The organism is Marinomonas phycocola, assembly GCF_047525455.1.
Lineage (GTDB): Bacteria > Pseudomonadota > Gammaproteobacteria > Pseudomonadales > Marinomonadaceae > Marinomonas.
This window is the reverse complement of record NZ_JBLIXL010000003.1, coordinates 154,754-179,782: the sequence shown is the minus strand read 5'-3', so window position 1 is coordinate 179,782 and position 25,029 is coordinate 154,754. Positions and strand designations below refer to the sequence as shown.

At 40.2% G+C, this 25,029-nt stretch carries 24 protein-coding genes and 1 riboswitch; of the genes, 10 read left to right on the top strand and 14 right to left on the bottom strand.

The features are described 5' to 3' along the window. Nucleotides 1–14 precede the first annotated feature (14 nt). On the bottom strand, nucleotides 15–1,184 hold the full coding sequence (gene bioF, locus ACMUMJ_RS03820) for an 8-amino-7-oxononanoate synthase (RefSeq protein WP_414677466.1): 1,170 nt from the start codon (nucleotides 1,182–1,184) through the stop codon (nucleotides 15–17). Then, entirely contained in the window at nucleotides 1,177–2,238 is a 1,062-nt protein-coding gene (bioB, locus tag ACMUMJ_RS03815; RefSeq protein WP_414677465.1) for a biotin synthase BioB, read from the bottom strand. Before bioB ends, bioF begins: the two co-directional genes overlap by 8 nt. Before the next feature lie 41 nt (nucleotides 2,239–2,279). On the opposite strand from bioB, the gene ACMUMJ_RS03810 reads away from it, so the two are divergent. Both ACMUMJ_RS03810 and bioA read left to right on the top strand, forming a co-directional pair. Beyond that, complete coding sequence (locus ACMUMJ_RS03810; RefSeq protein WP_414677464.1) at nucleotides 2,280–3,002, top strand: ComF family protein; 723 nt, start codon at nucleotides 2,280–2,282, stop codon at nucleotides 3,000–3,002. A gap of 86 nt (nucleotides 3,003–3,088) precedes the next feature. Beyond that, the gene (gene bioA / locus ACMUMJ_RS03805; RefSeq protein ID WP_414677463.1) at nucleotides 3,089–4,384 is read left to right on the top strand and encodes an adenosylmethionine--8-amino-7-oxononanoate transaminase; all 1,296 of its coding nucleotides are present in this window, start codon (nucleotides 3,089–3,091) and stop codon (nucleotides 4,382–4,384) included. A 317-nt stretch (nucleotides 4,385–4,701) separates the two neighbouring features. Here the strand turns inward: bioA and dnaB are convergent, their stop codons facing one another. From dnaB to rpsF, 5 genes are all read right to left on the bottom strand, one after another. Beyond that, the gene (gene dnaB / locus ACMUMJ_RS03800) at nucleotides 4,702–6,078 is read right to left on the bottom strand and encodes a replicative DNA helicase (RefSeq protein WP_527195815.1); all 1,377 of its coding nucleotides are present in this window, start codon (nucleotides 6,076–6,078) and stop codon (nucleotides 4,702–4,704) included. Nucleotides 6,079–6,194: 116 nt separating this feature from the next. Continuing rightward, nucleotides 6,195–6,641 carry a 50S ribosomal protein L9 gene (gene rplI, locus ACMUMJ_RS03795; protein ID WP_414677462.1) on the bottom strand — a complete coding sequence of 149 codons (447 nt, stop codon included), beginning with the start codon at nucleotides 6,639–6,641 and terminating at the stop codon, nucleotides 6,195–6,197. Between the two features lie 22 nt (nucleotides 6,642–6,663). After that, complete coding sequence (locus ACMUMJ_RS03790; protein ID WP_414677461.1) at nucleotides 6,664–7,524, bottom strand: hypothetical protein; 861 nt, start codon at nucleotides 7,522–7,524, stop codon at nucleotides 6,664–6,666. Nucleotides 7,525–7,544: 20 nt separating this feature from the next. Then, on the bottom strand, nucleotides 7,545–7,775 hold the full coding sequence (gene rpsR, locus ACMUMJ_RS03785) for a 30S ribosomal protein S18 (RefSeq protein WP_414677460.1): 231 nt from the start codon (nucleotides 7,773–7,775) through the stop codon (nucleotides 7,545–7,547). Between the two features lie 22 nt (nucleotides 7,776–7,797). Then, nucleotides 7,798–8,208, bottom strand: a complete 411-nt coding sequence (rpsF, locus tag ACMUMJ_RS03780; protein WP_414677459.1) for a 30S ribosomal protein S6 — start codon at nucleotides 8,206–8,208, stop codon at nucleotides 7,798–7,800. A 130-nt stretch (nucleotides 8,209–8,338) separates the two neighbouring features. Here rpsF and ACMUMJ_RS03775 point away from each other — a divergent pair, with 130 nt between their 5' ends. Both ACMUMJ_RS03775 and ACMUMJ_RS03770 read left to right on the top strand, forming a co-directional pair. After that, nucleotides 8,339–9,229, top strand: coding sequence for a DMT family transporter (locus ACMUMJ_RS03775; RefSeq protein ID WP_414677458.1), 891 nt, complete (start codon nucleotides 8,339–8,341; stop codon nucleotides 9,227–9,229). 20 nt (nucleotides 9,230–9,249) lie between these two features. Next, the gene (locus ACMUMJ_RS03770) at nucleotides 9,250–10,152 is read left to right on the top strand and encodes a DMT family transporter (RefSeq protein ID WP_414677457.1); all 903 of its coding nucleotides are present in this window, start codon (nucleotides 9,250–9,252) and stop codon (nucleotides 10,150–10,152) included. Between the two features lie 53 nt (nucleotides 10,153–10,205). On the opposite strand, the gene ACMUMJ_RS03765 is transcribed toward ACMUMJ_RS03770, so the two are convergent. The 7 genes from ACMUMJ_RS03765 to hldE all read right to left on the bottom strand — a co-directional run bounded on the left by ACMUMJ_RS03765 (nucleotide 10,206) and on the right by hldE (nucleotide 19,139). Next, nucleotides 10,206–11,063, bottom strand: a complete 858-nt coding sequence (locus ACMUMJ_RS03765) for a DMT family transporter (RefSeq protein ID WP_414677456.1) — start codon at nucleotides 11,061–11,063, stop codon at nucleotides 10,206–10,208. Between the two features lie 20 nt (nucleotides 11,064–11,083). After that, nucleotides 11,084–11,791 (bottom strand): thiamine ABC transporter ATP-binding protein, encoded by a 708-nt coding sequence (locus ACMUMJ_RS03760; protein ID WP_414677455.1) that lies wholly within the window; start codon nucleotides 11,789–11,791, stop codon nucleotides 11,084–11,086. After that, nucleotides 11,778–13,364 (bottom strand): thiamine/thiamine pyrophosphate ABC transporter permease, encoded by a 1,587-nt coding sequence (gene thiP, locus ACMUMJ_RS03755; protein WP_414677454.1) that lies wholly within the window; start codon nucleotides 13,362–13,364, stop codon nucleotides 11,778–11,780. Before thiP ends, ACMUMJ_RS03760 begins: the two co-directional genes overlap by 14 nt. A gap of 26 nt (nucleotides 13,365–13,390) precedes the next feature. Then, nucleotides 13,391–14,404 carry a thiamine ABC transporter substrate binding subunit gene (thiB, locus tag ACMUMJ_RS03750; RefSeq protein WP_414677453.1) on the bottom strand — a complete coding sequence of 338 codons (1,014 nt, stop codon included), beginning with the start codon at nucleotides 14,402–14,404 and terminating at the stop codon, nucleotides 13,391–13,393. 47 nt (nucleotides 14,405–14,451) lie between these two features. Further along, nucleotides 14,452–14,576: riboswitch (TPP riboswitch) on the bottom strand. Nucleotides 14,577–14,685: 109 nt separating this feature from the next. Beyond that, on the bottom strand, nucleotides 14,686–15,927 hold the full coding sequence (locus ACMUMJ_RS03745; RefSeq protein WP_414677452.1) for a 3-deoxy-D-manno-octulosonic acid transferase: 1,242 nt from the start codon (nucleotides 15,925–15,927) through the stop codon (nucleotides 14,686–14,688). After that, nucleotides 15,927–17,711: a lipid A export permease/ATP-binding protein MsbA gene (gene msbA / locus ACMUMJ_RS03740; protein ID WP_414677451.1), complete on the bottom strand. Its 1,785-nt coding sequence runs from the start codon at nucleotides 17,709–17,711 to the stop codon at nucleotides 15,927–15,929. The genes ACMUMJ_RS03745 and msbA overlap by 1 nt, the downstream gene beginning before the upstream one ends. Next, complete coding sequence (gene hldE / locus ACMUMJ_RS03735) at nucleotides 17,712–19,139, bottom strand: bifunctional D-glycero-beta-D-manno-heptose-7-phosphate kinase/D-glycero-beta-D-manno-heptose 1-phosphate adenylyltransferase HldE (protein ID WP_414677530.1); 1,428 nt, start codon at nucleotides 19,137–19,139, stop codon at nucleotides 17,712–17,714. 89 nt (nucleotides 19,140–19,228) lie between these two features. Between hldE and ACMUMJ_RS03730 the strand changes: the two genes are divergently transcribed. From ACMUMJ_RS03730 to ACMUMJ_RS03705, 6 genes are all read left to right on the top strand, one after another. Beyond that, the gene (locus tag ACMUMJ_RS03730) at nucleotides 19,229–20,401 is read left to right on the top strand and encodes an AGE family epimerase/isomerase (protein WP_414677450.1); all 1,173 of its coding nucleotides are present in this window, start codon (nucleotides 19,229–19,231) and stop codon (nucleotides 20,399–20,401) included. A 17-nt stretch (nucleotides 20,402–20,418) separates the two neighbouring features. Then, nucleotides 20,419–21,366, top strand: coding sequence for an ADP-glyceromanno-heptose 6-epimerase (gene rfaD / locus ACMUMJ_RS03725; protein WP_414677449.1), 948 nt, complete (start codon nucleotides 20,419–20,421; stop codon nucleotides 21,364–21,366). Further along, nucleotides 21,359–22,360 (top strand): lipopolysaccharide heptosyltransferase II, encoded by a 1,002-nt coding sequence (gene waaF / locus ACMUMJ_RS03720; protein ID WP_414677448.1) that lies wholly within the window; start codon nucleotides 21,359–21,361, stop codon nucleotides 22,358–22,360. The genes rfaD and waaF overlap by 8 nt, the downstream gene beginning before the upstream one ends. Nucleotides 22,361–22,849: 489 nt before the next feature. Then, a complete protein-coding gene (locus tag ACMUMJ_RS03715; RefSeq protein WP_414677447.1) occupies nucleotides 22,850–23,176 on the top strand; it encodes a glycosyltransferase family 9 protein in 327 nt (108 codons plus the stop codon). Next, the gene (locus ACMUMJ_RS03710; RefSeq protein WP_414677446.1) at nucleotides 23,173–23,958 is read left to right on the top strand and encodes a glycosyltransferase family 2 protein; all 786 of its coding nucleotides are present in this window, start codon (nucleotides 23,173–23,175) and stop codon (nucleotides 23,956–23,958) included. Before ACMUMJ_RS03715 ends, ACMUMJ_RS03710 begins: the two co-directional genes overlap by 4 nt. Before the next feature lie 18 nt (nucleotides 23,959–23,976). Beyond that, nucleotides 23,977–25,029 (top strand): glycosyltransferase family 4 protein, encoded by a 1,053-nt coding sequence (locus ACMUMJ_RS03705; RefSeq protein ID WP_414677445.1) that lies wholly within the window; start codon nucleotides 23,977–23,979, stop codon nucleotides 25,027–25,029.

Genomic DNA, 25,029 nt, shown 5'->3' with positions numbered 1-25,029 from the left:
ACAATCTGCTTGTATTAGCTTGGCAAAGAATATTCTAATGCATTAATCAATGAATCAATATCATCAATACTATGGGAGGCAGATAATGTAATACGCAACCGAGAAGACCCAACAGGGACAGTTGGAGGACGGATTGCGGCACACCAAATACCTTTGTGTTTCAGCTTTTCGCTCATTTCTAATGCAACTGAACTTTCACCTATTAAAATAGGCTGTATTGCAGTAGGCGATGACATTAAATCAAAAGGAAATGACTGCATTTTACGTCGAAAATAGCAAATATTACTTTCAAGCTTACCTCGTAAGTCCTCCCCTTCTCCAGACTGTAATAAGCTCACACTTTCACACGTAATACTGGCCATTACAGGCGACATTGCCGTCGTATAAATATAAGGCCGAGCAAACTGCGTTAAGTAATCGGCCATAACGTTACTCGTTGCTACAAATGCACCAGCGGTACCAATCGCTTTTCCAAAGGTTCCCATGAGTAAAGGGATATCATTAAAATCTAAACCTTCAACCTCCATACTGCCTTTACCTAAACGACCAACACACCCTATTCCATGAGCGTCATCAACCATCATTAAAGCATTGTATTTCTGAGCGATCGACGACAAATTCGCAAGGGGCGCCATATCCCCATCCATACTAAACACACCATCGGTAATCAACAACGAACCTTCTAGCGATTTTTTAAGAAGCCTTTCACAAGAAGCAACATCATTATGAACATAACGTCGTAATCTACTGTCTGACAACCTCGCTCCATCAATTAATGAAGCATGATTAAGCTTATCACTAATAACATCTCGTGTTTTATGACCAAGAGCGGCAACCGCCCCCAAATTAGCCATATAACCTGCACTAAATAACAGAACCCGCTCGCACCCAAGCCATTGAGCAATCTCATTTTCCAATTTTTCATGGGAAGACGTATGACCAATCACAAGATGGGATGCACCACTACCAACACCACACTCATCAACAGACTGCTTAAGAGCTTTAATTAGCCGAGGATGATTCGCTAGACCTAAATAATCGTTCGAACAAAATGCCACATACGGTTTCCCGTCCATTACAACCTGCGGTGTTTGGGCTCCAGCCAACACCACTGGCGCCCTCATTAAATTTGATTGCTGTCGCTCTAATAGCGAACTTTCAATCCAATCAGGTAATTTAGGCATGCACACTTGCATCGTAGAAGAATTTATCTTCTTGCTGTTTTTTCACTTGAGATAAAATTGCTTCTTTTTCAGCATCGTCAGAAAGCGCCTCTGTCTTTTCTGTGTTGATACCCAATTTATCAAACAATTGCATGTCCTTATGAGCTTCTGGATTAGGTGTCGTAAGCAGTTTTTCACCATAAAAGATTGAATTCGCACCAGCCATAAAACACAAAGCCTGCATTTGCTCATTCATACCTTCTCGACCAGCAGACAAACGAACATGAGAGGTTGGCATCAATATACGAGCAACCGCTATGGTTCTAATAAATTCAAATGGCTCTAAATCATCAACATTCGCCATTGGTGTTCCTTCCACTTTTACAAGCATATTGATTGGAACACTTTCAGGGTGTGGCGTCATTTGAGACAGTTGACGTAAAAGCCCAATACGATCTTTTTGCTCTTCACCCATACCCATTATGCCACCACAACATAATTTAATTCCCGAATCACGAACGCGTGATAAGGTATCTAAACGCTCCTGATAAGAACGAGTGGTAATGATGCTATCGTAAAATTCGGGGGAAGTATCAAGATTATGATTGTAATAATCTAATCCAACATCTGATAACATTTCGGCTTGCTTATCATTTAGCGTTCCCAAAGTAACACATGATTCAAGACCAAGAGATTTAACACCTTTGATCATTTCCAAAACATATGGAAAATCTTTTTCTGACGGGTGCTTCCAAGCTGCCCCCATGCAAAAACGTGTTGCGCCCTTCTCTTTTGCGCGAACCGCTTCAGACAGTACTTTATCTACTTCTGCTAACTTTTCTTTCTCCAATTCAGTATTATAATGACCACTTTGAGGGCAATACTTACAATCTTCAGGACAAGCACCTGTCTTAATCGACATTAGTGTACTAACTTGAACTTCGTTTGGTTTAAAATGTTCACGATGAATTGTCTGCGCTTGAAACAACAGATCCATAAAAGGAAGATTGAACAAGGATTGGACCTCAGACTCAGTCCAATTGTGTTTTAGCTCAAAAGATGAGTTTGCAGACATATTTACCTCAAGTTATAGTATAAGCAAGGAGAGCAATACTAATGATATGGAACCCACTGTCAACCAATATAACAACTCAGGTTTACTACCTAGCAACCAATAAACACTGCTATTTGTGCAACGCGCCATCAAAAAACAAAATTTGCGAGTATTGTAGCCCCTATTTATCGATCAATGACACGCATTGCCAACGCTGCTCTCGCCCAACAAAAGTACATTTAATACTATGTGGTCACTGCCAAAAAGACAGAAGAAAGCAACAAATAACAAAGATCGTCGCCCCTCTAAAATACGACGACATCGTTTCTCACCTAATAAAATCCATTAAGTTCCAGCAACAAACCTATTTCCTCCATATATTAATTCCTTATTTATGCAGCGCATTACAGAAACACTATGCGACTACTGACTGGCCAGACGAAATCATCCCCATTCCAAACCATCCAGAAAGAATTAAACAAAGAGGGTTTTGTCAAACAAACCTGATAGCAAAATTCATTCAACGCTATTTAAAAAGAGATATAAAGATTAATACGAGATCCCTCAAAAAAACACTCAACACACCTGCTCAGCACACTTTGAATAAAAAAATGAGGGAAAAGTCTCAAAAAAATGCCTACACAGTAACAAATAAAATCGGCAAACATGTCGCACTTATTGATGACGTTATTACAACAGGGAGCACCACAGACGCCTGCGCACTCGAATTATTCAGACATGGCGTTGAAAAAATAGATGTATGGACACTCGCGAGAACACCTTAGAACCCATAACGCAAACAAATAAACTCGCTCTAATTAATCACTTTCTTTACTATATAGATTAATTTTATTACGTGGACTTAATTGCCATGCCTTTACAAAAAACAGATGCTGAATTAATTCAATTAGATAAAGAGTTGCTTTGGCACCCATACACATCAATGAGCCATCCCACTCCTCACTTTTTGATAAAAAAAGCAGAAGGCTCACGCATCACGCTATCCAACAACCAAACATTAATTGATGGCATGTCATCTTGGTGGAGTGTTATTCATGGCTACAACCACCCAACAATTAACGAAGCAATGAAATCTCAAATTGATGATTTCTCTCACGTAATGTTTGGCGGCCTCACTCACGAACCGGCGATAGAGCTTGCCAACACTCTCATCAAGATCACACCAAAAGAACTCAGCCGAGTGTTTTTTTCTGACTCTGGCTCTGTTGCTGTAGAAGTCGCACTCAAAATGGCCATTCAATACTGGCATTCCGCAGGAAACCCTGACAAAAAGAGATTCATAACACCTAAAAATGGCTATCACGGAGACACATTTGCCGCTATGTCTGTCTGCGACCCAGTCAACGGAATGCATAATTTATTTAAAGGCACCCTAACAGAGCAGTTTTTTATCCCCTCTCCTCCAACTGGCATAGACACACCAATCGACGAAAAATACTTAGCTCGCATCCACCAATTAATTAAAAAACATCACACAGAAATAGCAGGATTTATTCTAGAGCCAGTTGTTCAAAATGCAGGCGGCATGCGTTTTTATAATCCAATGTATTTAGATCGGATCAAAACACTCTGTGATGACTTCAATATTCTGCTTATTTTTGATGAAATCGCTACAGGGTTTGGCAGAACAGGGAAAATGTTCGCAACGAATCACTGCAACATTACGCCTGACATCATGTGTGTTGGCAAAGCACTTACTGGTGGCTACATCACCTTAGCCGCGACGATAACCAATGATAAAGTCGCTCTTGGCATAAGCGATAAAGGCGGAGTATTTATGCACGGCCCAACATTTATGGGCAACCCACTCGCCTGCTCTGCCGCAAATGCTAGCCTATCTCTTTTAGCTTCCTATGACTTAGAAAACCTCATAACCAACATAGAAACCAACCTTTCAAAGAGTTTAAATAAATGTAAAGCATTAGAAAATGTTGCAAATATTCGCTGCTTTGGAGCCATTGGTGTTGTTGAGCTCATTACCCCTATAGATCAACACCGAATACAGCCCCTTTTTGTTGAACAAGGTGTATGGATTCGGCCCTTTGGTAAACTAATCTATCTAATGCCTCCATTTGTTATTACAAATAAGGAAATAGAGACCCTAGGTGATGCCATTTACAATGTAATTGCCTCCCTAGAGCAATAGAGAGATAAATCAAAATAGACATACACGAATGATAAAAACCCTTTTAAGACGCATCCTGAAAGGGTTTTATTTACAGTCTATTTTCAGAAAAACAAGAAAATTTAAAAAATTTACATCTGTACTTGATACCAACACACAATCATTTGGAAAACGCCCTTCCTTATTTGCAACCAGCATTTTACGCATAATAAATCTCTTAATTTAATTTTAAAATCTGCACACCCTATACTATTGCTTAAACCAATAAAACACACAGAATCTTACAATCTATCACAATCAACAACAGTCAAAACATTGACCAATCTAATGAATAACTCTTATTCATCTTGAAAATCTCGATATGCATCTGGAGCCAAATCCTCAAAACGAGTAAATTTACCAACAAAAGCCAAACGACACGTCCCTATTGGGCCATTACGCTGTTTACCAATAATAATTTCAGCGATACCCTTGTAAGGTGTATCTTCGTTATAAACCTCATCTCGATAAACAAATGAAATAATATCTGCATCCTGCTCTATTGCTCCCGATTCCCGCAAATCTGAGTTTACAGGGCGCTTATTTGGGCGATTTTCCAAACTACGGTTGAGCTGAGACAAGGCGATTACAGGGCACTCCATTTCTTTAGCAATGGACTTTAAGGATCGAGATATTTCTGAAATTTCATTTGTACGACCTTCGGTAAAACCAGGAATTTGCATCAATTGAAGATAATCAATCATAATTAAAGCGACACCACCATGGTCACGAGCAATACGCCTCACCCTTGAACGCATTTCTGTCGGACTAATTCCTGCTGTATCATCAATAAACAATTTTCTGTCTTTCAACATTTTCACCGCCGACATCAACTTATCCCAGTCCTCTTGCTGCAGCTGCCCTGAGCGCATTCGAGTTTGGTCAATCTTTCCTAATGACGATAACATCCTCATCATCAGCTGGTCAGAAGGCATTTCAAGACTAAACACAATAACCGGCAAATCTGTAATCATTGTCGCATTTTCTACGAGATTCATAGCAAAGGTTGTTTTACCCATCGAAGGACGGCCTGCAACGATCACTAAATCAGATTTTTGCAATCCAGAGGTCATTGCATCCAAATCCGTAAAGCCAGTACTCAGCCCAGTAATAGCACCCTCTTGATGATACAACTCATCAATTTTATCAACGGTAGAGTTAAGAATGTCTGCAACAATTCGTGGCCCACCTTTTTTATTACCACCTTCAGCAATTTGAAAAATTTTCCGTTCTGCCTCATCCAGAACTTCTGCCGCTGTCATCCCTTCAGGATTAAAGGCTCTTGTGGCAATGTCTGTTGTCGTGCTAATTAAAGAACGTAAAACAGATCGCTCTCGCACAATTTCAGCATAAGCGGAAATATTAGCCGCACTTGGCGTCGATTCAACCATCTCCATGAGATATGCCATACCACCAATAGCGTCAAGCTCTCCACGCTTATCTAAACGCTCTCCAATTGTCACCACATCTACAGGCTCAGAATCATCAACTAAACGAGCAATCGCCGAAAAAATTTGCTTATGCTCTGGCCGATAAAAATCATCCGGCACAACAACTTCAGAGACTTTATCCCATGCTTGTGGGTCTAACATTAACCCACCTACAACCGACCGTTCTGCCTCAATCGAATAAGGAGGTAATTTTAAAGGTAAGGGAGCTTGCTCTTGTCTATCCACAGTATCGATCCACAGTTACAACTAAATATTAAAAATAAAGATTATCATGCTAAAAAAAAAAGGGCACCTGATGAAAACCACCAAGCGCCCTTTTTTAAGCAAAAGTCAGAATATTGTTATTTCTGACCGATCACTTCTAATGTAACTGCTACAACTACTTCAGAGTGAACTTGTACGTCAATTTCGAAAGAACCGGTATGACGAATCACACCTTCTGGTAGACGAACTTCAGCTTTAGATACTTCAACTTCAGTTGAAATCAATTCAGCGATGTCGCGCGCACCGATTGAACCGAACAACTTACCTTCATCGCCAGCATTCGCTTCGATAGTGAAAGTTTTACCAGCTAATGACTCACCACGAGCAACAGCCGCTTCTTTACGAACAGCAGCTTGAGCTTCTAGCTCAGCACGGCGTTCTTCAAAAGTAGCCAAGTTTGCTTTAGTAGCCATTACAGCTTTTTTATTTGGAACCAAAAAGTTACGAGCAAAGCCCGGTTTAACAGTAACTACGTCACCGATACCGCCTAGCTTGTTTACTTTGTCGAGTAGAATAACTTCCATCTCGATCACCTCTAATTAATAATTAGCTATTACTTAAATCAGTTGGCTTTTCTTGTATCCTACCTCGAATATCTATAAACGCATCTGCAACAGCCAATACTATTAACAGCTTTGTAAAATACACACTCAGAACAAATAAGCCGACAAGGTAGAAAACAACCAATCCAATTATCCCAATTCTTTTTTTTGCGACAATCCCATGAACAATAGCAATTCCCACCAAAACAAAAACGGGAACCGAAACTTGGGTTAAGACGTAAAACGCTTCTCCAAGGCTTTCACCTAAAAGAATCATACTACCTAACAACAACACCGATACCACAGGCAAACGGAGCTGATGAAATTCATCACGTAAACCGCCAGGGTTATAAAGTGCAGCCTGCCACTTTCTAGATAAGAACAACGCAGTAACCGCAACAAAAACCTGAACAGTAGAAAGAGCAACAACGACCTGATTAAAAATCGTTCCTTTATCTGGCATTTCTACCTTCTGCTCATTCAAAAACAATTGAACCATTTCAATTAATAAATTCAATAAACCGGGCATTAAAACAGGTAGAAGAAAAACTCCTAACAAAGCCAGAAAACTGGCTGCTGTCAAAACAAACGCCCAAGACATTTTTGTACGTAACAAATATCCCAATAGCATGACTTGAATTAACACAATAAACGCTGTTGCATCGCCTTGGTAAAACCACAGCATTACTGCGGGTAATCCACCCCACGCAAGCACAGGAATTGCTTCTGCAATACCTTTTCGAAGTACAACCAGACCTAAAATGGCAGACGCCAGCCAAAACATAAGTGGAATAGCGCTAAACGCAGCAACACCAATAATGGCATGCAAACGACGCTTCATCACCCAGTTCGCTAGTGTACTCATGAAGTACCCCGAATCACCTATTAATTAAAGTGACTATCAGTATATGGCAAAAGAGCAATATAGCGAGCACGCTTGATAGCAGTCGCTAGCTGACGCTGATAACGAGCCTTAGTGCCAGTAATACGGCTAGGAACGATTTTACCAGTTTCAGTAATATAACCTTTAAGTGTCTCTAGATCTTTGTAATCGATCTCAATTGTACCTTCTGCAGTGAAACGGCAGAATTTACGACGACGAAAAAAACGAGCCATGAGTATCTCCTAATCCAATTAATTATTCAGCAGTGTCAGAAGAATCATCTTCTTCAACGGAATTTTCTAAAGCACGCTCTTCACGTTGAGGAGCTGGGCGACGATCATCACGACCTTCAGACGCTTTAATTGGGGAAACCTCAGTCACTGCCGCTTTACGACGAATTACCAAATTACGGATAATTGCATCGTTGTAACGGAAAGTTTCGTTTAGTTCAGACAAAACACTTTCAGAAGTCTCAACGTTCATAAGAACATAGTGAGCCTTGTGAATTTTGTTGATTGGATAAGCTAATTGACGACGGCCCCAATCTTCTAGACGATGAACTTGACCACCATCTTCAGTGATCAAGTTAGTGTAACGCTCGATCATTGCAGGGACTTGTTCACTTTGATCTGGATGAACCAGAAATACGATTTCATAATGACGCATTGAAGCTCCTTATGGGTTCTTAGTCTCCACGCTTCCCCCGTTAAATAAGCTGTGAGACAAGGAGTATTGATTTACGGGGTGCGGTATTATATAACAGCCACCAAAATAATGGAACCAAGGATTTTAAATTATGGTCAATCAATCTAAAGCAATGCTACTAGGACTTATTGCTGTTTTACTTTGGTCTACTGTCGCCGCCGCATTTAGCATTTCTCTATCTCAACAAAGCCCTGCTCAGTTATTGTTGATAGCTTCTATTTCATCACTTTTATTTTTAATCGTATTGATTATGTACAATAAACAGTGGGGGGAACTGGCGCATTACGCATCAACAACATGGAAAACCTCGTTGTTTTTTGGCGCTATTAATCCGTTCATTTACTATTTAGTTCTTTTAGAAGCCTATAAACTACTGCCCGCTCAAGAAGCCCAAGCAATCAACTACACTTGGGCAATTATGCTCAGTTTTATGGCCATTCCAATTTTAAAGCAAAAATTGGTATTTTTTGACATTATTGCAGCGACCTGTTGCTACTTTGGCGTACTGGTTATTGCAACCAATGGAAATCCAACAAGCCTGAATTTCAGTAATCTAAATGGTGTTCTTCTAGCGTTAGCTAGTACGGTTATTTGGGCTATGTATTGGCTATTAAACACCAAAGACAAGCGCCCTAGTTTAATTGGTCTAACCCTGAATTTCACTTTCGCATTACCATTAATTTTCCTCTATTGGGGAATAACAGAAAGCAATAGTGCATGGACTGTTAAGGGCATTTTAAGCGCGACTTATATTGGATTATTTGAGATGGGTCTCACATTTGTACTTTGGAACAGTGCATTAAAACTCACGTCCAAGGCAACAAAGATCGCCAATCTCATTTTCCTTTCACCTATCCTATCGATTTTCTGGTTGTCTCAATTTACAGATGAACAAGTAAAAACCTCGACTATTGTCGGCCTTGCCTGCATACTGATTGGACTGACCGTACAGAACATAGCAAAGTCCAAAAGAGTGAAATAATTTTTTGAATAAGGAACCTCATGCCCGCATTTATTTACTTGTTATTACCTGTTCTTTTTTGGTCAGGAAATTACGTACTAGGAAGAGTGACACTTGACACAGGCTTAGATCCTTTTTTCCTTTCCTTTGCACGCTGGACACTGGCTTGCTTGCTTACTCTCCCTTTTGCCTATAAAACACTGATAGCCGAACGAAAAACAATCGTCAATAACTGGAAAATGTTGGCTTTTTTTGCATGGTTTGGCGTGTGTAATTACAATTTATTTCTATATATAGGATTAACCACCACCAGCGTAACCAATGCGGTGCTACTCAACTCTGTTATGCCAGTAATCATTCTTATTGCAGCTAGAATTCTCTTAGGTCAAAAAACAACGTGGATACAAAACACTGGAATAATCATCTCAACTCTGGGCGTTACTAACATTGTTAGCAAAGGGACACTGGACACTCTGTTGCACCTAACGTTTTCTACTGGAGATTTATGGATCATTGCAGCCGCAGTTTGTTGGGCTATCTACTCTGTACTCATCGCTAAAAAACCCAAAGATCTCTCCATGCTAGGCTTTTTTTCCAGTACAGCCCTAATAGGCACCTTTATTCAAATCCCCATCGTACTGCTCTTCGGCAACCAAAACATTAGCAATGTAACTTCTTTAGACTGGATAACCATTGGCTACATATCTATTTTTGCTTCTATCGGTGCTTTTTTATGCTGGAACACAGGCATTCAAAAACTAGGCGCAGCAACCGCAGGTCACTTTATTCACCTAATGCCTGTCTTTAGCATTCTTCTGTCTTATATTTTTCTCAAAGAAAACCTTTATGACTACCATATTATTGGTATCGTTCTTATTTTCGGCGGCATTTTTATTGCCACAATATTAAACAAGATCAAACCAAGTAAAGCCGTTACTCAATAACGCAGTATCTCATTCTTACTAAGCGGCACACCCCCCAACAATGAGCCTCCAAACTATGAGCGCCTCGACAGTCGAGCGCTGTACAAAATACTTGCAAAAATAAAAATCATGCCAAGTACAGCAAGTAAATTTGGAATATGCCCCCAAATCAACCACCCCCAAACCCCACTAAAAACCACGCCAATATAACTTATCGGTGATACCACACTTGCTGGCGCATAAGTATACGCTTTCGTATATAAGAACATACCAATATACAGTGCTCCAGCAACAACCCCCACCCATACGAATAAAGACAGAGGAACATACAAACTTTCATTTTGAAAAAGGGCAACAATAGAAGAAAGAAAAGCGGATACGGCAAAGTAAATAGTCATTGTTTCTTCACTTCTTACTTCTTTCGAAAGCATGCGAGTTGTAACCATTGAAAACGCCAATCCAACAGCAGATGTTAAGCCAATCAAATGCCAAAAATTAACATGTGTTGGCGTCGGTTGAATAATAAATATCACTCCCACAAAACCAACGATAAGAGGAAGCCATCGCCTAACAGGAATACGAGTTCGGTGCATAATTAATACGACAAAAGGAACACATAGAGGTGCACATGATCGTAACAAAGAAGCCTCAACCAAAGGAATGTGATTCAAAGCATAATAATAAAAAATAAAACCTGTAAAGCCGCCCATACTGCGAAGAAAATGCACCTTCCAAACAAAAGCAGGATGCATTTTCCAGTGGCCTCTTTGTTGAGGTAAAAGCAATAACAGGCAAAGTATACTTTGCCAGAATACCAAGGTAATAACAGCGATTTCTTGCTGAACCACTTTTACCGCCAATGCAGCAATTGACATAATAAAGGCGTAAGCAATGGTGGCATAAATCCCCTTACTTAAGAGGCTTGGTGACATACTAGACGCCATATTTTCTCTTACTCATTTCTCAATTTATCTTTACCTAAATAACGTGACAGGGCTGAATTTGTTCCATATCCATCTAACAAAGACACATCTCCATGCTCAAACACTTCACCAGATTGGATTAAAATGATATTGCCTCCAGCCAATTTTGCCTCATGAGGATGATGAGAAATAAGCAATGTTGTTAACCCTAAATCACGAGTTAAATCCACCACCAGCAATAACATCTCTTCTCGCAGACTAGGGTCCAAAGCACTAAAAGGTTCATCCAATAAAAGAATCGGTCTTTTTCTTACCAATGCCCGAGCCAGAGCAACTCGTTGAGCCTGCCCACCCGAGAGCATATCTGGAAACTTATGCATTTGCTCTTTCAATTGGGTTTTATCCAAAGACCACTCAACGGCTTCGCTTTCAGGTTCCGTTAACTTCCCGCTTGGGCGTAAACCAATTGCAATATTTTGCCAAACCGTTAACTGTGGAAACAAGTTATCACTTTGAAATAACGTTGTAATCGGTCTTTCATAAGGTGGCAGCCCTTGCAAATCATCATTACCAAACGTTAATCTTCCATTTCCTTCTATAAATCCACCTATGAGTTGCAGTAAAGTACTCTTACCTTCCCCACTGCCGCCAAGAAGAGTCGTCAAACCTTTACCAATCACCACTTGGTAATGAGCGCTAAATGAAGCCCAAGAATAGGTTAAATCAATGTTTAACACGCTTAACGCCTCCAATAATACGAGTAGAGAACATAAATAACACAACACAAAGTACAACCAATACAACAGCAACACTCGAACCTTGCTCTAACCGATAAGATCCAATTAATTGAAATAGATATAATGGTAGAGACAGCAACCCAGATGAACCAAATAAGGCAATCACCCCCATATCACCTAAACACAATAAAAGTGCGTACCCAAAAGCCTGAGCAACACTTCCTCGAACAATCGGCCATTCCAATAAAAATCGAGCTTTCCCCCATATGCCTAAACTTGCATATAATAAACGATAACGCTTCTCTTGTTGATAAAATACCGGCATCAATGCCCTCAAAACAAAAGGCAGTGCTGTCATTCCATTCACCCAAACAACAATCCAATACCCTTGATCAAACCCCAAACCAATCTGACGGAAAACAAGAAACAACCCTGTCGCAATGACTAAACCGGGTATCATCAAAATACTGTTCCCTAAAGACTCAACCAGTTTAGCAAGCCATTCCAATCGCGGCTGACAATGCCCATAACGAGCAACAAAAACAAAGCCAAGCCCTAAAACCACACTTAATATCGCTGCTGGTATCGCAATCTTTAAAGACACTCCTACGGCTTGCCACATTTTTTCATCTTGTAATGTTTGCCAGAATACAGGCGAAAAAATAGGTTCTAAGATAGCAATAAACGGAGGCAGGATCAGCAACAGAGCAAATACAATTGCACTAATATCAAAAAACTTATTCCAAGCACTGTCTTTTAAAACATATCCTTTCAGAGTTAGCACACTGTTATCTTGCTTCAAAGGTAAGGAAAAACGATAAATTAACATGGCCACACAGCTGCATATTAACACTTGCAATAGGGACAACACACTGGCTTTAGACACATCAAAATCAAAACGAAGCGCCTGATAAATAGCCACTTCTAATGTACTGGATTTAGGGCCACCACCAAGGCTTAGCACAACGGCAAAACTGGAGAAACACAACATAAATATCAGTACAAAAGCCCCCGGCAACGCTTTTCTTATATAATGCCATTCAATTATTTTAAATGCTTGCCAACGAGAAAATCCCAACTGAAGGGCAAGTCGCCATTGTGCTTGAGGAATCAGACCATGAGCTTGCACCAATAGGCGCACTGCCAAAGGCAAGTTAAAAAAGAGGTGAGCTAATAATATCCCCAAAAGCCCATATAAAGGCAGCTCGATCCCTGTCCATGCAGTTATCCACCCACTTCGTCCGTAGACAACAACAATGCCAAGAATAGCAACGATACTGGGCACAACCATAGAAACAGCAAACAATTGGAACAACGCATTACGTCCGAAAAATTGTCGGTGCATCAAAGCCGAAGCGATGGGGACGGCAAGCCCAATACTCAAAACACTGCTCAATAGAGCCTGCCAAAGAGAAAAGCGAACGACACGCCATAAATAGGCACTGGATAAGTAAGACATCCATCTATCCGCTTCTCCATAAAATAAAAGAGCCGCCAAACTGGCAGCTCCTATCAGAGTAAACACAAGAATAAGAAAGAAGGCAGGCAATAAACGCCATTGAACGAATGACATCGAAAACGCACCTATTCTTGTTTTCACTATCTTGTTGTTGCTTCTAACCACTCATCTACCCAAGCACTGCGATTACTTGACACATCTTCTGCGGAAAGGGTAAGTACTTTTGTCGGTTGCTGCAATAAGGAAAATGCTTCAGGTAAGGCGGTTTCTGTTTTAACAACAGGGAACATCCAATTACCAGTCGCAACATGAGATTGGAAACCATCTTCTAAAATAAACGACATAAATTGGCTGGCTAATTCCGGATTAGGCGCATTGTTTAATTGCGCAGCGACCTCCACTTGAGGATAAAAACCTTCTGATGCAGGTGCTGCTTGATATTTATTAACGCCTTCAGCAACCATGTGGTATGCAGGGGACGTTGTATAACTTAACACTACGTCAGATTCGCCTTTCAAAAATAAACTGTAACCGTCATACCAGCCTTTCGTAACAGTAACAGTATGAGAACTCAGTTTTTCCCACGCTTCATCGGCTTTATCGCCATAGACAGATTTCATCCATAATAACAACCCTAACCCCGGCGTGCTTGTTCGAGGATCTTGATAGATAACCCTTAAATCTTGGTTCTCTACAATGTCTTTCAATGACGTCGGTACGGTTGTTAATTTCTCAGTATCGTAAATAAACGCAAAGTAACCTTGATCAAATGGCACAAAATAGTCGTTATCCCATCCATTCGGCACAGTTACTTTTTCGGTATTGACTGAGTGAATGGCTAGCAATCCTGTTTTTTCAGCCGCCGACATTAGATTCACATCCAACCCCAGCAAAACATCCGCTTTTGAAGATGCGCCTTCAAGTTGAATACGAGATAAAATACCAACGGAAGAATCTAGACCAACGTAATTTAGTTCACAACCACACACTTTTTCAAAGTCTTCTTTTATTTTTGGACCAGGACCCCAATCAGAAGAAAATGAATCATAGGTGTATACAGTCAACGTATTGCTGTTATCTGCAATTACAGTTGTTGCCAATAAGCTTGTAGCAAGAACGGTTGCCGGGAAAAAACAAAGAGATGTAAAACGCATTAAGTCGCTCCAATAAAAAATTAACGAGCGGCGTGGTGTGAGGCTGCAAAAAAGCAAGATCTCAATCCCTACGCCAGCATAATCTGGATCAGGTTCAATGGGTTAGCAGGATAAGTTGTGACAACTTATTTATCGCTTCTCAGCCTTATACAAGGCACCCCATGAGATGTGTTCAAGCACGATTATAACGATAATCACAAAAATCGCTAGAAACTTATGATGAGAGGCGTATCAGTGAAGTAACAAGCGGATAGAGAATAAAGACAAAACTCAACGAACAATCAATTTAGCGCTTCACCTACACTATGCAAAACGCGCTCTACAGCACCTTGATTATTCTTAGCGTAGGACATGGATTTTTCTCCCATAAGAAAGCATAACGTTTCATTTTCAAACAGCTGTTTGGTCGACCTTTCAATATCGGCAACCGTTAAACACCGCCAAGCAGCATCGATTTTAATCAAATCTTGGGTAATTTCTTTAAAATTAAACGTATGTTCACCAACCAAAATAGGTTTGGCAAGCAAAGCGGGCTCAATTGGGTTATGGCCTCCTCGTTCAATCAAACTGCCGCCGACAAATACAACATCAGAGCATTGATAATAATAGAGAAGCTCTCCCATTGAGTCACCAATCACTACATCGTATTGAGACCAGTCTTCTATAGTCATTTCACTGCGTTTAGCAACACGATCAAAATGTGCTTTCGCTAATTCATAAACCAACTCAAATCGCTCTGGGTGACGAGGCACCAACAGCAGTAGAGCATTATTAAACATTTTTTGAATGGCTTTATGAGCCTCTAAAAGTAACGGCTCCTCTCCTTCATGAGTACTGGCTCCAATCCATATTGGTAAACACTTACCTATACGCTGCCTCCAATCACTTTCTAACACACTATCAGGGACAGTTAGATCAAATTTAATGTTTCCAGTGACGCAGACAGAATCAGCACCAAGCGTTCGAAAACGCCGAGCATCTGTTTCGTCGTGTGCGCAAAATTGCGTTGGTAGCTGCATGAGCTTTTTAGACAGACTAGGAAATTTGGTGTATTTACGTAAGGATCGCTCACTTAAACGGGCATTAATAATATGAACATCAATGCCTTTTTGCTGACAACGATTTAACAGGTTTGGCCATAATTCGGTTTCAACAATGAGCAATTTAGGACAAGTGAGTTTAGCTAAAAAATTAACAACCGACTTATCCCAATCAATTGGCAAATAATGGTGTTGTACGTTTACTTTAAACAAAGAAACCACCTGAGCGGCTCCAGTCGGCGTCATGGTCGTTATCAATAAATGTTTCTCAGGATTTGTAGCCTGCCACCGGCTTACCAAAGGCCGAACCGCTAAGACCTCTCCCACTGACGCACAATGAATCCAGAGATCCGCATGAATGTCTTCGTCAACCTCACCCATAGCCTGACTAATAGAGTAATTATCATAGGCTTGATCAAATCGCTTAAGCTTACGTAAAATCCAAGGCGTTAATGCCTTTAAGAGCAATTGATAAACCCACATTAGGAATCCTCAGGATCATTAAACTGCTGTTTATGCAATTGAGCATAAGCCCCTTTTCTATTCAGCAAGTCTTGATGTGTCCCCATCTCCACAACATTACCGTGATCAACAACGGCTATGAGATCTGCATTCTCAATCGTTGACAGTCGGTGAGCAATCGCAATTGTCGTTCGGTCTTTCATTAAGGTATCAAGTGCTTGTTGAATTGCGCGTTCCGATTCAGAATCCAAAGCCGATGTTGCTTCATCTAAAATCAAGATAGGTGCATTTTTTAACACAGCTCTCGCTATCGCAATACGCTGCCGTTGTCCGCCAGATAATAACACACCGTTTTCACCTACCATGGTGTCGAGACCAAGTTCAAGCTCCTGTATAAAGCCCCAAGCATTTGCGGCTTCCGCTGCTGCAATAATGTCCTTATCTGAGGCGCCATTTAAATCGCCATAGGCAATATTAGAACGAATAGAGCCATTAAAAAGAACCACATTTTGGTTAACTAACGCGATGTGCTTTCTTAGGTTGTCTAGGCTGAATTGGTTGATCGGTTCATCATCTAATAGCAAAGCACCTTCTTCTACATCATAAAAACGCGGAATAAGGTTAGCAAAAGTCGATTTTCCTCCTCCAGAACGTCCCACTAACGCGAGCGTTTTACCTGCTGACAAAGAAATAGACACATCCTTTAAAACCTGTTTATCTGTATTAGGGTACGTGAAATTAAGGTTTTTGAATTGAATATCACCCTTTACTGCTGATACCTGCTTAGAGCCTGTGTTTTTTTCAATATCCAAATCTAAAAACTCAAAAATACTTTCTGCCGCCGAAATGCCTTTTTGCAAAATGCTGTTTACTTCTGTCAATTGACGCATTGGTTTACTTAACATGCCCGCCGCACCGATAAAAGCGACAAAATCTCCAGCAGACATAGAGGCACTGATTGTAGAGTCTAACGCCATCCAAATAAGTAACGCTAATGCAACCGCAACAATAAACTGAACAATGGGAACATTTAGTGCTTTTGTTATTTCAAGCTTTAATTGAGAGCGACGATTCTCGTTTGCAGCTTGATAAAAGCGTTCCGTTTCAAACGCTGAACCGCCAAAAATCTTAATAACTTCTTGCCCTTTTATCGACTCTGAGGCCACATCCGTCACACCACCCATTGAGTTTTGAATACGAGTACTTAACTTACGAAAACGCTTTGACGCATAGGAAACAATCACACCAATAATAGGAATAATTAATAAGAACAATAATGATAAACGCCAATTGGTGTATAGCATGTACCCCAGTAATCCAATGACAGTAAAACCTTCTCTTAATAAGGTTTTTATTGCATTCGTAACAGAGCCAATGACTTGTTCAGTATCGTAAGTCAGCTTTGCCAGTAAACGACCAGTAGGCATTGAGTGAAAGTAGCTGGATGGTAAAGTAATCAATTTATCAAACATGCTGGTGCGTAAATCAAATACGATCTTAGTTGCTATTTGTGCCATGAAATACGAACTGGTAAAAGTACCAAGACCACGAATGATAAAAATGCCTAAAATTGCCAGGGGTATAAGCAATCGATTTTCCGTTGCTTGCCCATTTGATACCACATCAACGATGTGTTTTAGCAAAGCAGCAAGAGCAGGCTCCATTGCCGCATACATCATAAAACCTATAACACTTAATACGAGGTAATGCCAAGACCCTTTTAAGTACCTTAGTAATCGAAAATAAAGTTGGCGTCCTGTTGGCTTTTTTTTCAGCTCCGACGACTGTTTGCCCGTTTGACTCATTTACAAATTGGCCTTTTCTATAATTTTAGTGGTGGAGTACCCATCAACAAAAGTCAGCACCTTCACTTCACCACCGGAATTCAGCACATGCTCTGCGCCTACAATCGTATCAATAGAGTAATCTCCACCTTTTACAAGCACATCAGGAGAAAGCGCTTCTATCAATTCTTTAGGTGTGCCTTCATCAAACCAAGTTACCCAATCTATTGCACCAACCCCCTCTAAGACGGCCATTCGATGCTCTAAATTATTAATAGGGCGCTTATCGCCTTTTAAACGTTTAACAGATGAATCGGTATTCACCGCCACAATAAGACGATCACCAAGCGCTTTTGCTTGTTTCATATACGTCACGTGTCCAGGATGTAAGATGTCAAAACAGCCATTGGTAAACACTACTTTCTCATCATTTAATTGAGCTAACTTAATTTGCTCCAACAACTCTTGGGGAGACAAAACGCCGAAATTATTAGTACGAGTTCGAGCAAACATAATGGCTTCAAGCTGTTCAGACGAAATAGTTGCGGTACCTAATTTTCCAATAACGTAACCCGCAGCTTGATTTGCATACTCTACCGCATCTGTTAATCGTTTACTGGTCACAAAAATCGAAGCTAATACAGCAATCACAGTATCGCCGGCACCAGTAACATCAAATACTTCACGTGCCGCTGTAGCAAGTGAAAATGGCGCCTTGCTCTCTTCAAATAACATAAGGCCATCTTCACCTCTCGTAACCAACAAAGCCTTCCAACAATATTGTTTAAGCAAGGCTTCTCCTCGCTGAATCAAATCTTTAGTATCGTGACATTGGCCAACAATTGTTTCAAATTCGCTGAGGTTAGGCTTAACTAAAGTTGCCCCTTGGTAAATTGAGAAGTCCTTCCCTTTGGGGTCCACAAAAGAAGGTACAGAATGTCTATTGGCTAACTGAATTAATGCTTGAATGCCAGATAGGGTCCCTTTCGCGTAATCTGAGAAAATAACCGCATCACAATCATTAATCACGTTACCGACTAGAGATTCAACCTCCACTCGATGATCAAAACTCGCAAAGTCTTCTTCAAAATCCACTCGAATAAGTTGTTGATGGCGGCTAATTACCCTCAACTTAGTGATGGTTGGCAAGTCATCACTTTTAAAAAAATGACACTGGACATTTTCATTAACCAAGCAGGTTTCAAGCGCAGTGGCATTTTCGTCTTTACCGACAATGCCAATGAGAGTCACTTTAACGCCTAATTTCGCCAAACCCAATGCAACGTTAGCCGCACCACCAGCACGATCTTCAACACCAGAAACTTTCACCACCTGAACCGGGGCTTCCGGAGAGATACGGGATGTGCCACCATGCCAATAACGATCTAGCATCACATCACCCACAACCAAGACATGTTTTTCTTTAAAATTCAGATAAGAAGAGTTCATAGCCATAATAGTATTCGATTTTTGAGGTCGAGCATCTTATCATATTCAATAGCTAAGTTGGATACACTAAAAAATAAGGCGCGACAGTAATGATATTGGGATTGATTAAAAAGAATTGCCAAAGCTTTGTTTTTGGACAACTACTCAAACAATGGAACATTCACGGTTTTCACCCTACTTTAAATTACAGCTACGAAAGCTTAACAACAGAGTGGAAAGTCAATCCGGTTGGTAGAGTTAGATTATTAACACAGTGCCGCCAACTTTATACTTTTGCCCATGCCTCTATGGTCGATGACAATCCAGAGTGGGAGGCACGTTTGCGCCCTCTTTTTGAGTTTATCACTCAACGTTACTATAAAGATCATCGCTGGATTTTTTCTCTAGATGATAAATTAGACATTCTCGATGAAAAAAGCGATGCCTATGCACTTGCTTTCGTAATGCTTTCCTTTAGTTTCTATTATCAAGCCACAAAGGACCCACGAGCATTCGAGCTTATCGAATCGACGCACCATTTTTTACAAACACACATGCGTTCACCTAAAGGGGGCTATTACGAGTCCTACCCTTTAGATACGAACGTGGTTCGTCGCCAAAACCCTCATATGCACTTATTAGAAGGGTATATTGCTGCGTACAATAGCACTCAAAAAGATGACTATAAGAATTCAATAATAGAGCTTTTAACGCTAGCAAAAACACACTTTTTTGATACTAATACCAACAGCTTAAGAGAGTTTTTCACTCAAGACTGGCAGTATGATTCCGTTGCAGGGCACATTGTTGAACCAGGGCATCATTTTGAATGGGTTTGGTTATTGCACCAAGCGTATAAAATTGAAGCAGACCCTGATTATTTAACCTTAGCTAACGCATTATGGAAAAAAGCCATTACATATGGCCTCGATCCTAAAGGTGGGATTTATAATCAAATCCATGCACAAACGAATCAAGTCATTGATAAAGAAAAGCGTATTTGGCCACTTACCGAATATTTAAAAGCGCTGTGTGTTCATATTAATCATAAAAAGACTCAAGAAGAACATGTAAAAGAAGCACTCAGCCTTGCTTTCACTCACTATTTTCATCCAGACGGTCATTGGAATGAGTTTTTAGACGAGAACAATCACGCAAAAGAACACCCTCTCCCAGGGACAAGCAGTTATCATATATTTTTAGGTTTATGGGAAGTCATTCATTGGTCAGACCAGGCACAAAGTCAAACACTTCAAACTCACTTAAACCAATCAAACATTTAGTATTATAGGAAAACAATATGTACGTAGTTACTGGTGGCGCAGGTTTCATTGGCAGTAATATTATTCACGCATTAAACAAAAGAGGCATTGATGACATATTGGTTGTTGATGATCTAACTGACGGTAAAAAATGTCGTAATCTAAGTGACCTAAACATAGCCGATTATATGGACATGCACGATTTTTTAGATGCCATAAAAAGTGACACTCTTGGCATCAATGTCACAGCCATATTCCATGAAGGTGCATGTTCAGCCACGACAGAATGGAATGGCAAGTTTGTCATGGACGTAAACTATCAATACTCTAAAGTGGTTTTACATTATTGCCTAGATAAGAAAATCCCTTTCTCTTATGCATCCTCTGCATCGGTTTATGGAGCGGGCCCTGTTTTTAAAGAAGACCGTTCTCAAGAAACGCCTTTAAACATGTATGCGTTCTCCAAGTTCCAATTTGATCAGTACCTGCGTCGTTTACTACCGACTATTGAAAGCCAAGTTTGTGGGTTTCGATATTTCAATGTTTACGGGCCTCGCGAACAACATAAAGGTGCCATGGCAAGCGTTGCCTTTCATTTGCGTAATCAAATTCTTGCGGGAGAGAATCCAAAACTGTTTGGTGAATACGATGGTTACGAAGCGGGCGGACAAAGCCGTGACTTTATCTACGTCGAAGATTTGGTTAATACCAAACTTTGGTTCCTTGATAACCCTGAACAGTCTGGCATATTCAATTTGGGCACAGGCAAAGCCGAACCTTTCAGAACAATCGCTGAAACCGTCATTCAATATTATGGCAAAGGTGTGATTGAATACATTGACTTCCCAGAACATTTAAAAGGGGTATATCAAAGCTTTACCGAAGCCGACATCAGTCATTTACGCAGTGTGGGCTATCAAGGCAGCTTCCGTGGACTAGCTCAAGGGGTGACAGACTATTTAACTTGGATGGAACAACATGGCTAAATATCTCATCGTAGGCCCATCTTGGGTAGGCGACATGGTGATGGCTCAAAGTGTATTCAGCCGTATAAAGCAAGATGATCCAACGGCGATAATTGACGTTATTGGCCCCGCTTGGTCTGCTCCGATCTTAGCGAGAATGATTGAAGTTAGAAAATCAATTACATTAGAGACAGGGCACGGCGAATGGGGAATAAAGACCCGTAGAACATTGGGAAAAACATTACAATCAGAGCGCTACGATAAAGCCATTGTCCTACCACGATCATGGAAATCGGCTCTTGTGCCTTTTTTCGCCAATATTCCACAGCGAGTTGGGTTTCATGGGGAGCAACGCTTTGTACTATTAACAGAGCGAAGAAAGCTTGATAAAAGCGTTTTAAACCAAACAGTGAAACGCTTTACTTCCTTAGGTGTTGAACAAGATAAAGCTTATCCACCTGAGCCTATTATACACCCTCAACTATCAGTGGATAAAAATAATCAACAAACCTTACTGTCATCACTCAATCTTTCGAAAGACAAACCCGCTATTGCGTTAATGGCTGGAGCTGAATTTGGACCATCTAAACAATGGCCTTTGCAACACTTCCATGATGTGGCTAAACACTTTATCGAAAAAGGCTATCAGATATGGGTTTTAGGAGGCCCGAAAGATAAAGAGGATGGGGATAAAATCATTGATGGTCTAGGAGAATTTGCATTTAACCTATGCGGACAAACCAAGTTAGTTGATGCCATTGATTTATTAGCTTATGCAGACCAAGCCATTAGTAATGACTCCGGGCTGATGCATGTTGCCGCTGCTGTAGGCACTCATGTCCATGGTATCTATGGCTCCACCAGCGAAGCGTTTACCCCCCCTCTAACGGATAAAAAGACCATTCATAACTTGCACCTAGACTGCTCTCCCTGCTTTAAAAGACACTGTCCATTAGGGCATACCGATTGTCAAAATAACTTAAAGCCAATTAAAATAATTAATAAAATCAAGTAATAAAATTAGTTTACGTTTTAAACAAAAGAACAATAAAAACCTTGAATAAATTGTATTGCCTTATTCAAGGTTGTTTTAAGTATTTAGTTAAGGAAGGGGCGAATAAGTCCTCTTGTCTCAGCATTTGGATAAAAGCCGGCTATTCGAAGCGAGTATCGAATGTGAATAGCTGGCCTATTTTAGAGATACTCAACAAAGAATACTGGCTTTTAGACCATGCCCTGCGAGTCTTAGTAGACTTATTCGCACCTTCCCTAAGATACATGAATGTTTTTATTAAGAATGAGCAAGCCTTATTAGCCGCTCTTGCTCTACCCTTTTCACATTAATGTAAAAGTCTGTACCGGAACTTGAAAAAGCAAAACTGGATATTTTAATGATGCCTGGCGGTGGGGCCAGAGGCGTCAAAAAGTGGGGAATTGAAAGTTTGTTACTGCTAGAAATAACATTGCCGAAAAACTTAACATAAAATGTCACATACACATTTTATTGGGCCTAGATGAAGAAGAAATTCAATACATACAAAATTTGGGCGCCATCAATAATTTATCTTTACACATAAATATGACCCTGCACGATATTTCAAAACTTGTTAATTATTGTGACTTAACCATTGCTAATGATTGTGGGCCGTCATATATCACACAATGCATGCAAAAACCTTATACAGGGTTCTTCAGAGAACCTAATGTAGAATGGTTTCCTAAGCACTCAAAGTCAGTTAAAGTACTTCCCTTTAAAGGCCATAGCATCAAAACCATTACAACCGACAACGTGACCGAATTCGCTGTTAATTTATCAAAGGGCCAAAAATGAACATTTCAGGCAACATTATCACCTTAAACGAAGAAAAAAACATCGCTTCTTGTATTAAATCTATGCAGACTGTTTGTGATGAAATTATCGTAGTTGACTCAGGAAGCTCTGACAATACGATTGAAATTGCAAAAAACTTAGGTGCCATAATAGTAAATCAACCTTATTTGGGTGATGGCATTCAAAAAAATGTTGCTTTAAATCACACTAAACACTCTTGGGTATTGAGCTTAGATGCAGATGAACGCCTCACCCCTGAAATGACAAAAGCCATACAACAACTAGATTTAAAATCTCTTGATTTTGAAGGTTATTCATTTCGCCGTCAAAACTGGATAGGTAATCGTTGGATTAAGCATTGCGGTTGGTATCCAGATCGCTGTATCCGTTTATATAATACTGAAAAAACCCGCTTTGCCGATGTCAAGCAACACGCAAGCGTTCAAACTAGAAAAGTCAAAAACATTGATGCTGATATTATTCATTATTCCTTTAAGAATATCGGTGAGCTATTTGCTAAACCTGGTCGAAACTTCAGCGGAAGAGCCGCTAAAATAATGTATGCACAGGGTAAACGAGCCAATTCCATATCTCCATTCATTCATGGACTAAATGCCTTCATTAGAAAATATGTATTTCAAAGGGGCTTTCTGGGAGGTGTGGATGGAATGACAGTTGCTTTAAGTTCGGCTGTTAATAGTTATCTAAAATACGCAAAGCTACTGGAATATCAACGAGACCCGAGCGTCACAAAACAAGACGACTTTAAAAATATTTGGTAATAAAATAGGCGACATACATTGAATAAAACCTTCACAGTACTTCATGTAAATCTCTCCAGAGGTTTCCGTGGTGGCGAACGACAAACTGAGCTTCTTATCAGAGCTTTGTCAAAGTATTTTAATACTAAACAATTGCTAGCCTGTCGCGCAAACTCGCCTCTTCGAGAAAGGCTTGGAGACGTTGATAACCTAACATTCGTTGAAGTGAACCACCAACTATTAGGTCACTTCTCAACCCCTCCAGCGGATATCATACATGCACATGAAGCCAAAGCAGTACATTGGTCATACCTTCATAAACGACTCAAAAACATTCCTTATATAATTACACGCCGTGTAGATACGATTATTAAAGATAAATGGCTCAATCAAAGGACCTATAGTAATGCATCAGCATTAGTCGGCATATCAACACTTATTGCCAATCATATTCGTGATAAACAATGGGGAGAAGTTTATCAAATACCTAGTACGTTAGCTCACTTAGAAACTAATCCCAAAGAAGGCGAAGCATTTAAAAAAGCCTTCCCAGGGAAAACCATTATTGGCCATATAGGTGCGCTTGTAGACAAGCATAAGGGACAAAAAGTTCTTATAGAGGCCGCGAGCATACTAGAAAAAAGCCATCCAAACCTCCACATAGTCTTTTTCGGGGACGGTTCTGACAAAGAAGAGCTTGAGTCCTTATCTAGAGAAAATAAAAATGTTACATGGATGGGGTTTAAACCTAATATTGGAGACTACTTACCCTACTTCGACCTTTTTGCTTTCCCATCGAGAAATGAAGGCTTGGGTTCGACTTTATTAGATGCAATGGATGCTGGTGTCCCTATAATTGCCTCTAACGTTGGCGGTATCCCAGACATTATAATTAACAATAAAACAGGACTACTTGTCGAACCAAATGACAGTATGGCACTGAAAAACGTCATAATAAAACTTTACGAAGACAAAACACTTCAAGAAAAGCTGGTTATAGGCGCTAAAAAACACACTGAAAACTACACCCCGGAAAAAATGGCTGAAAGGTATTTGTCTCTCTATAAAAAAATAATCTACATCAAAAAATGA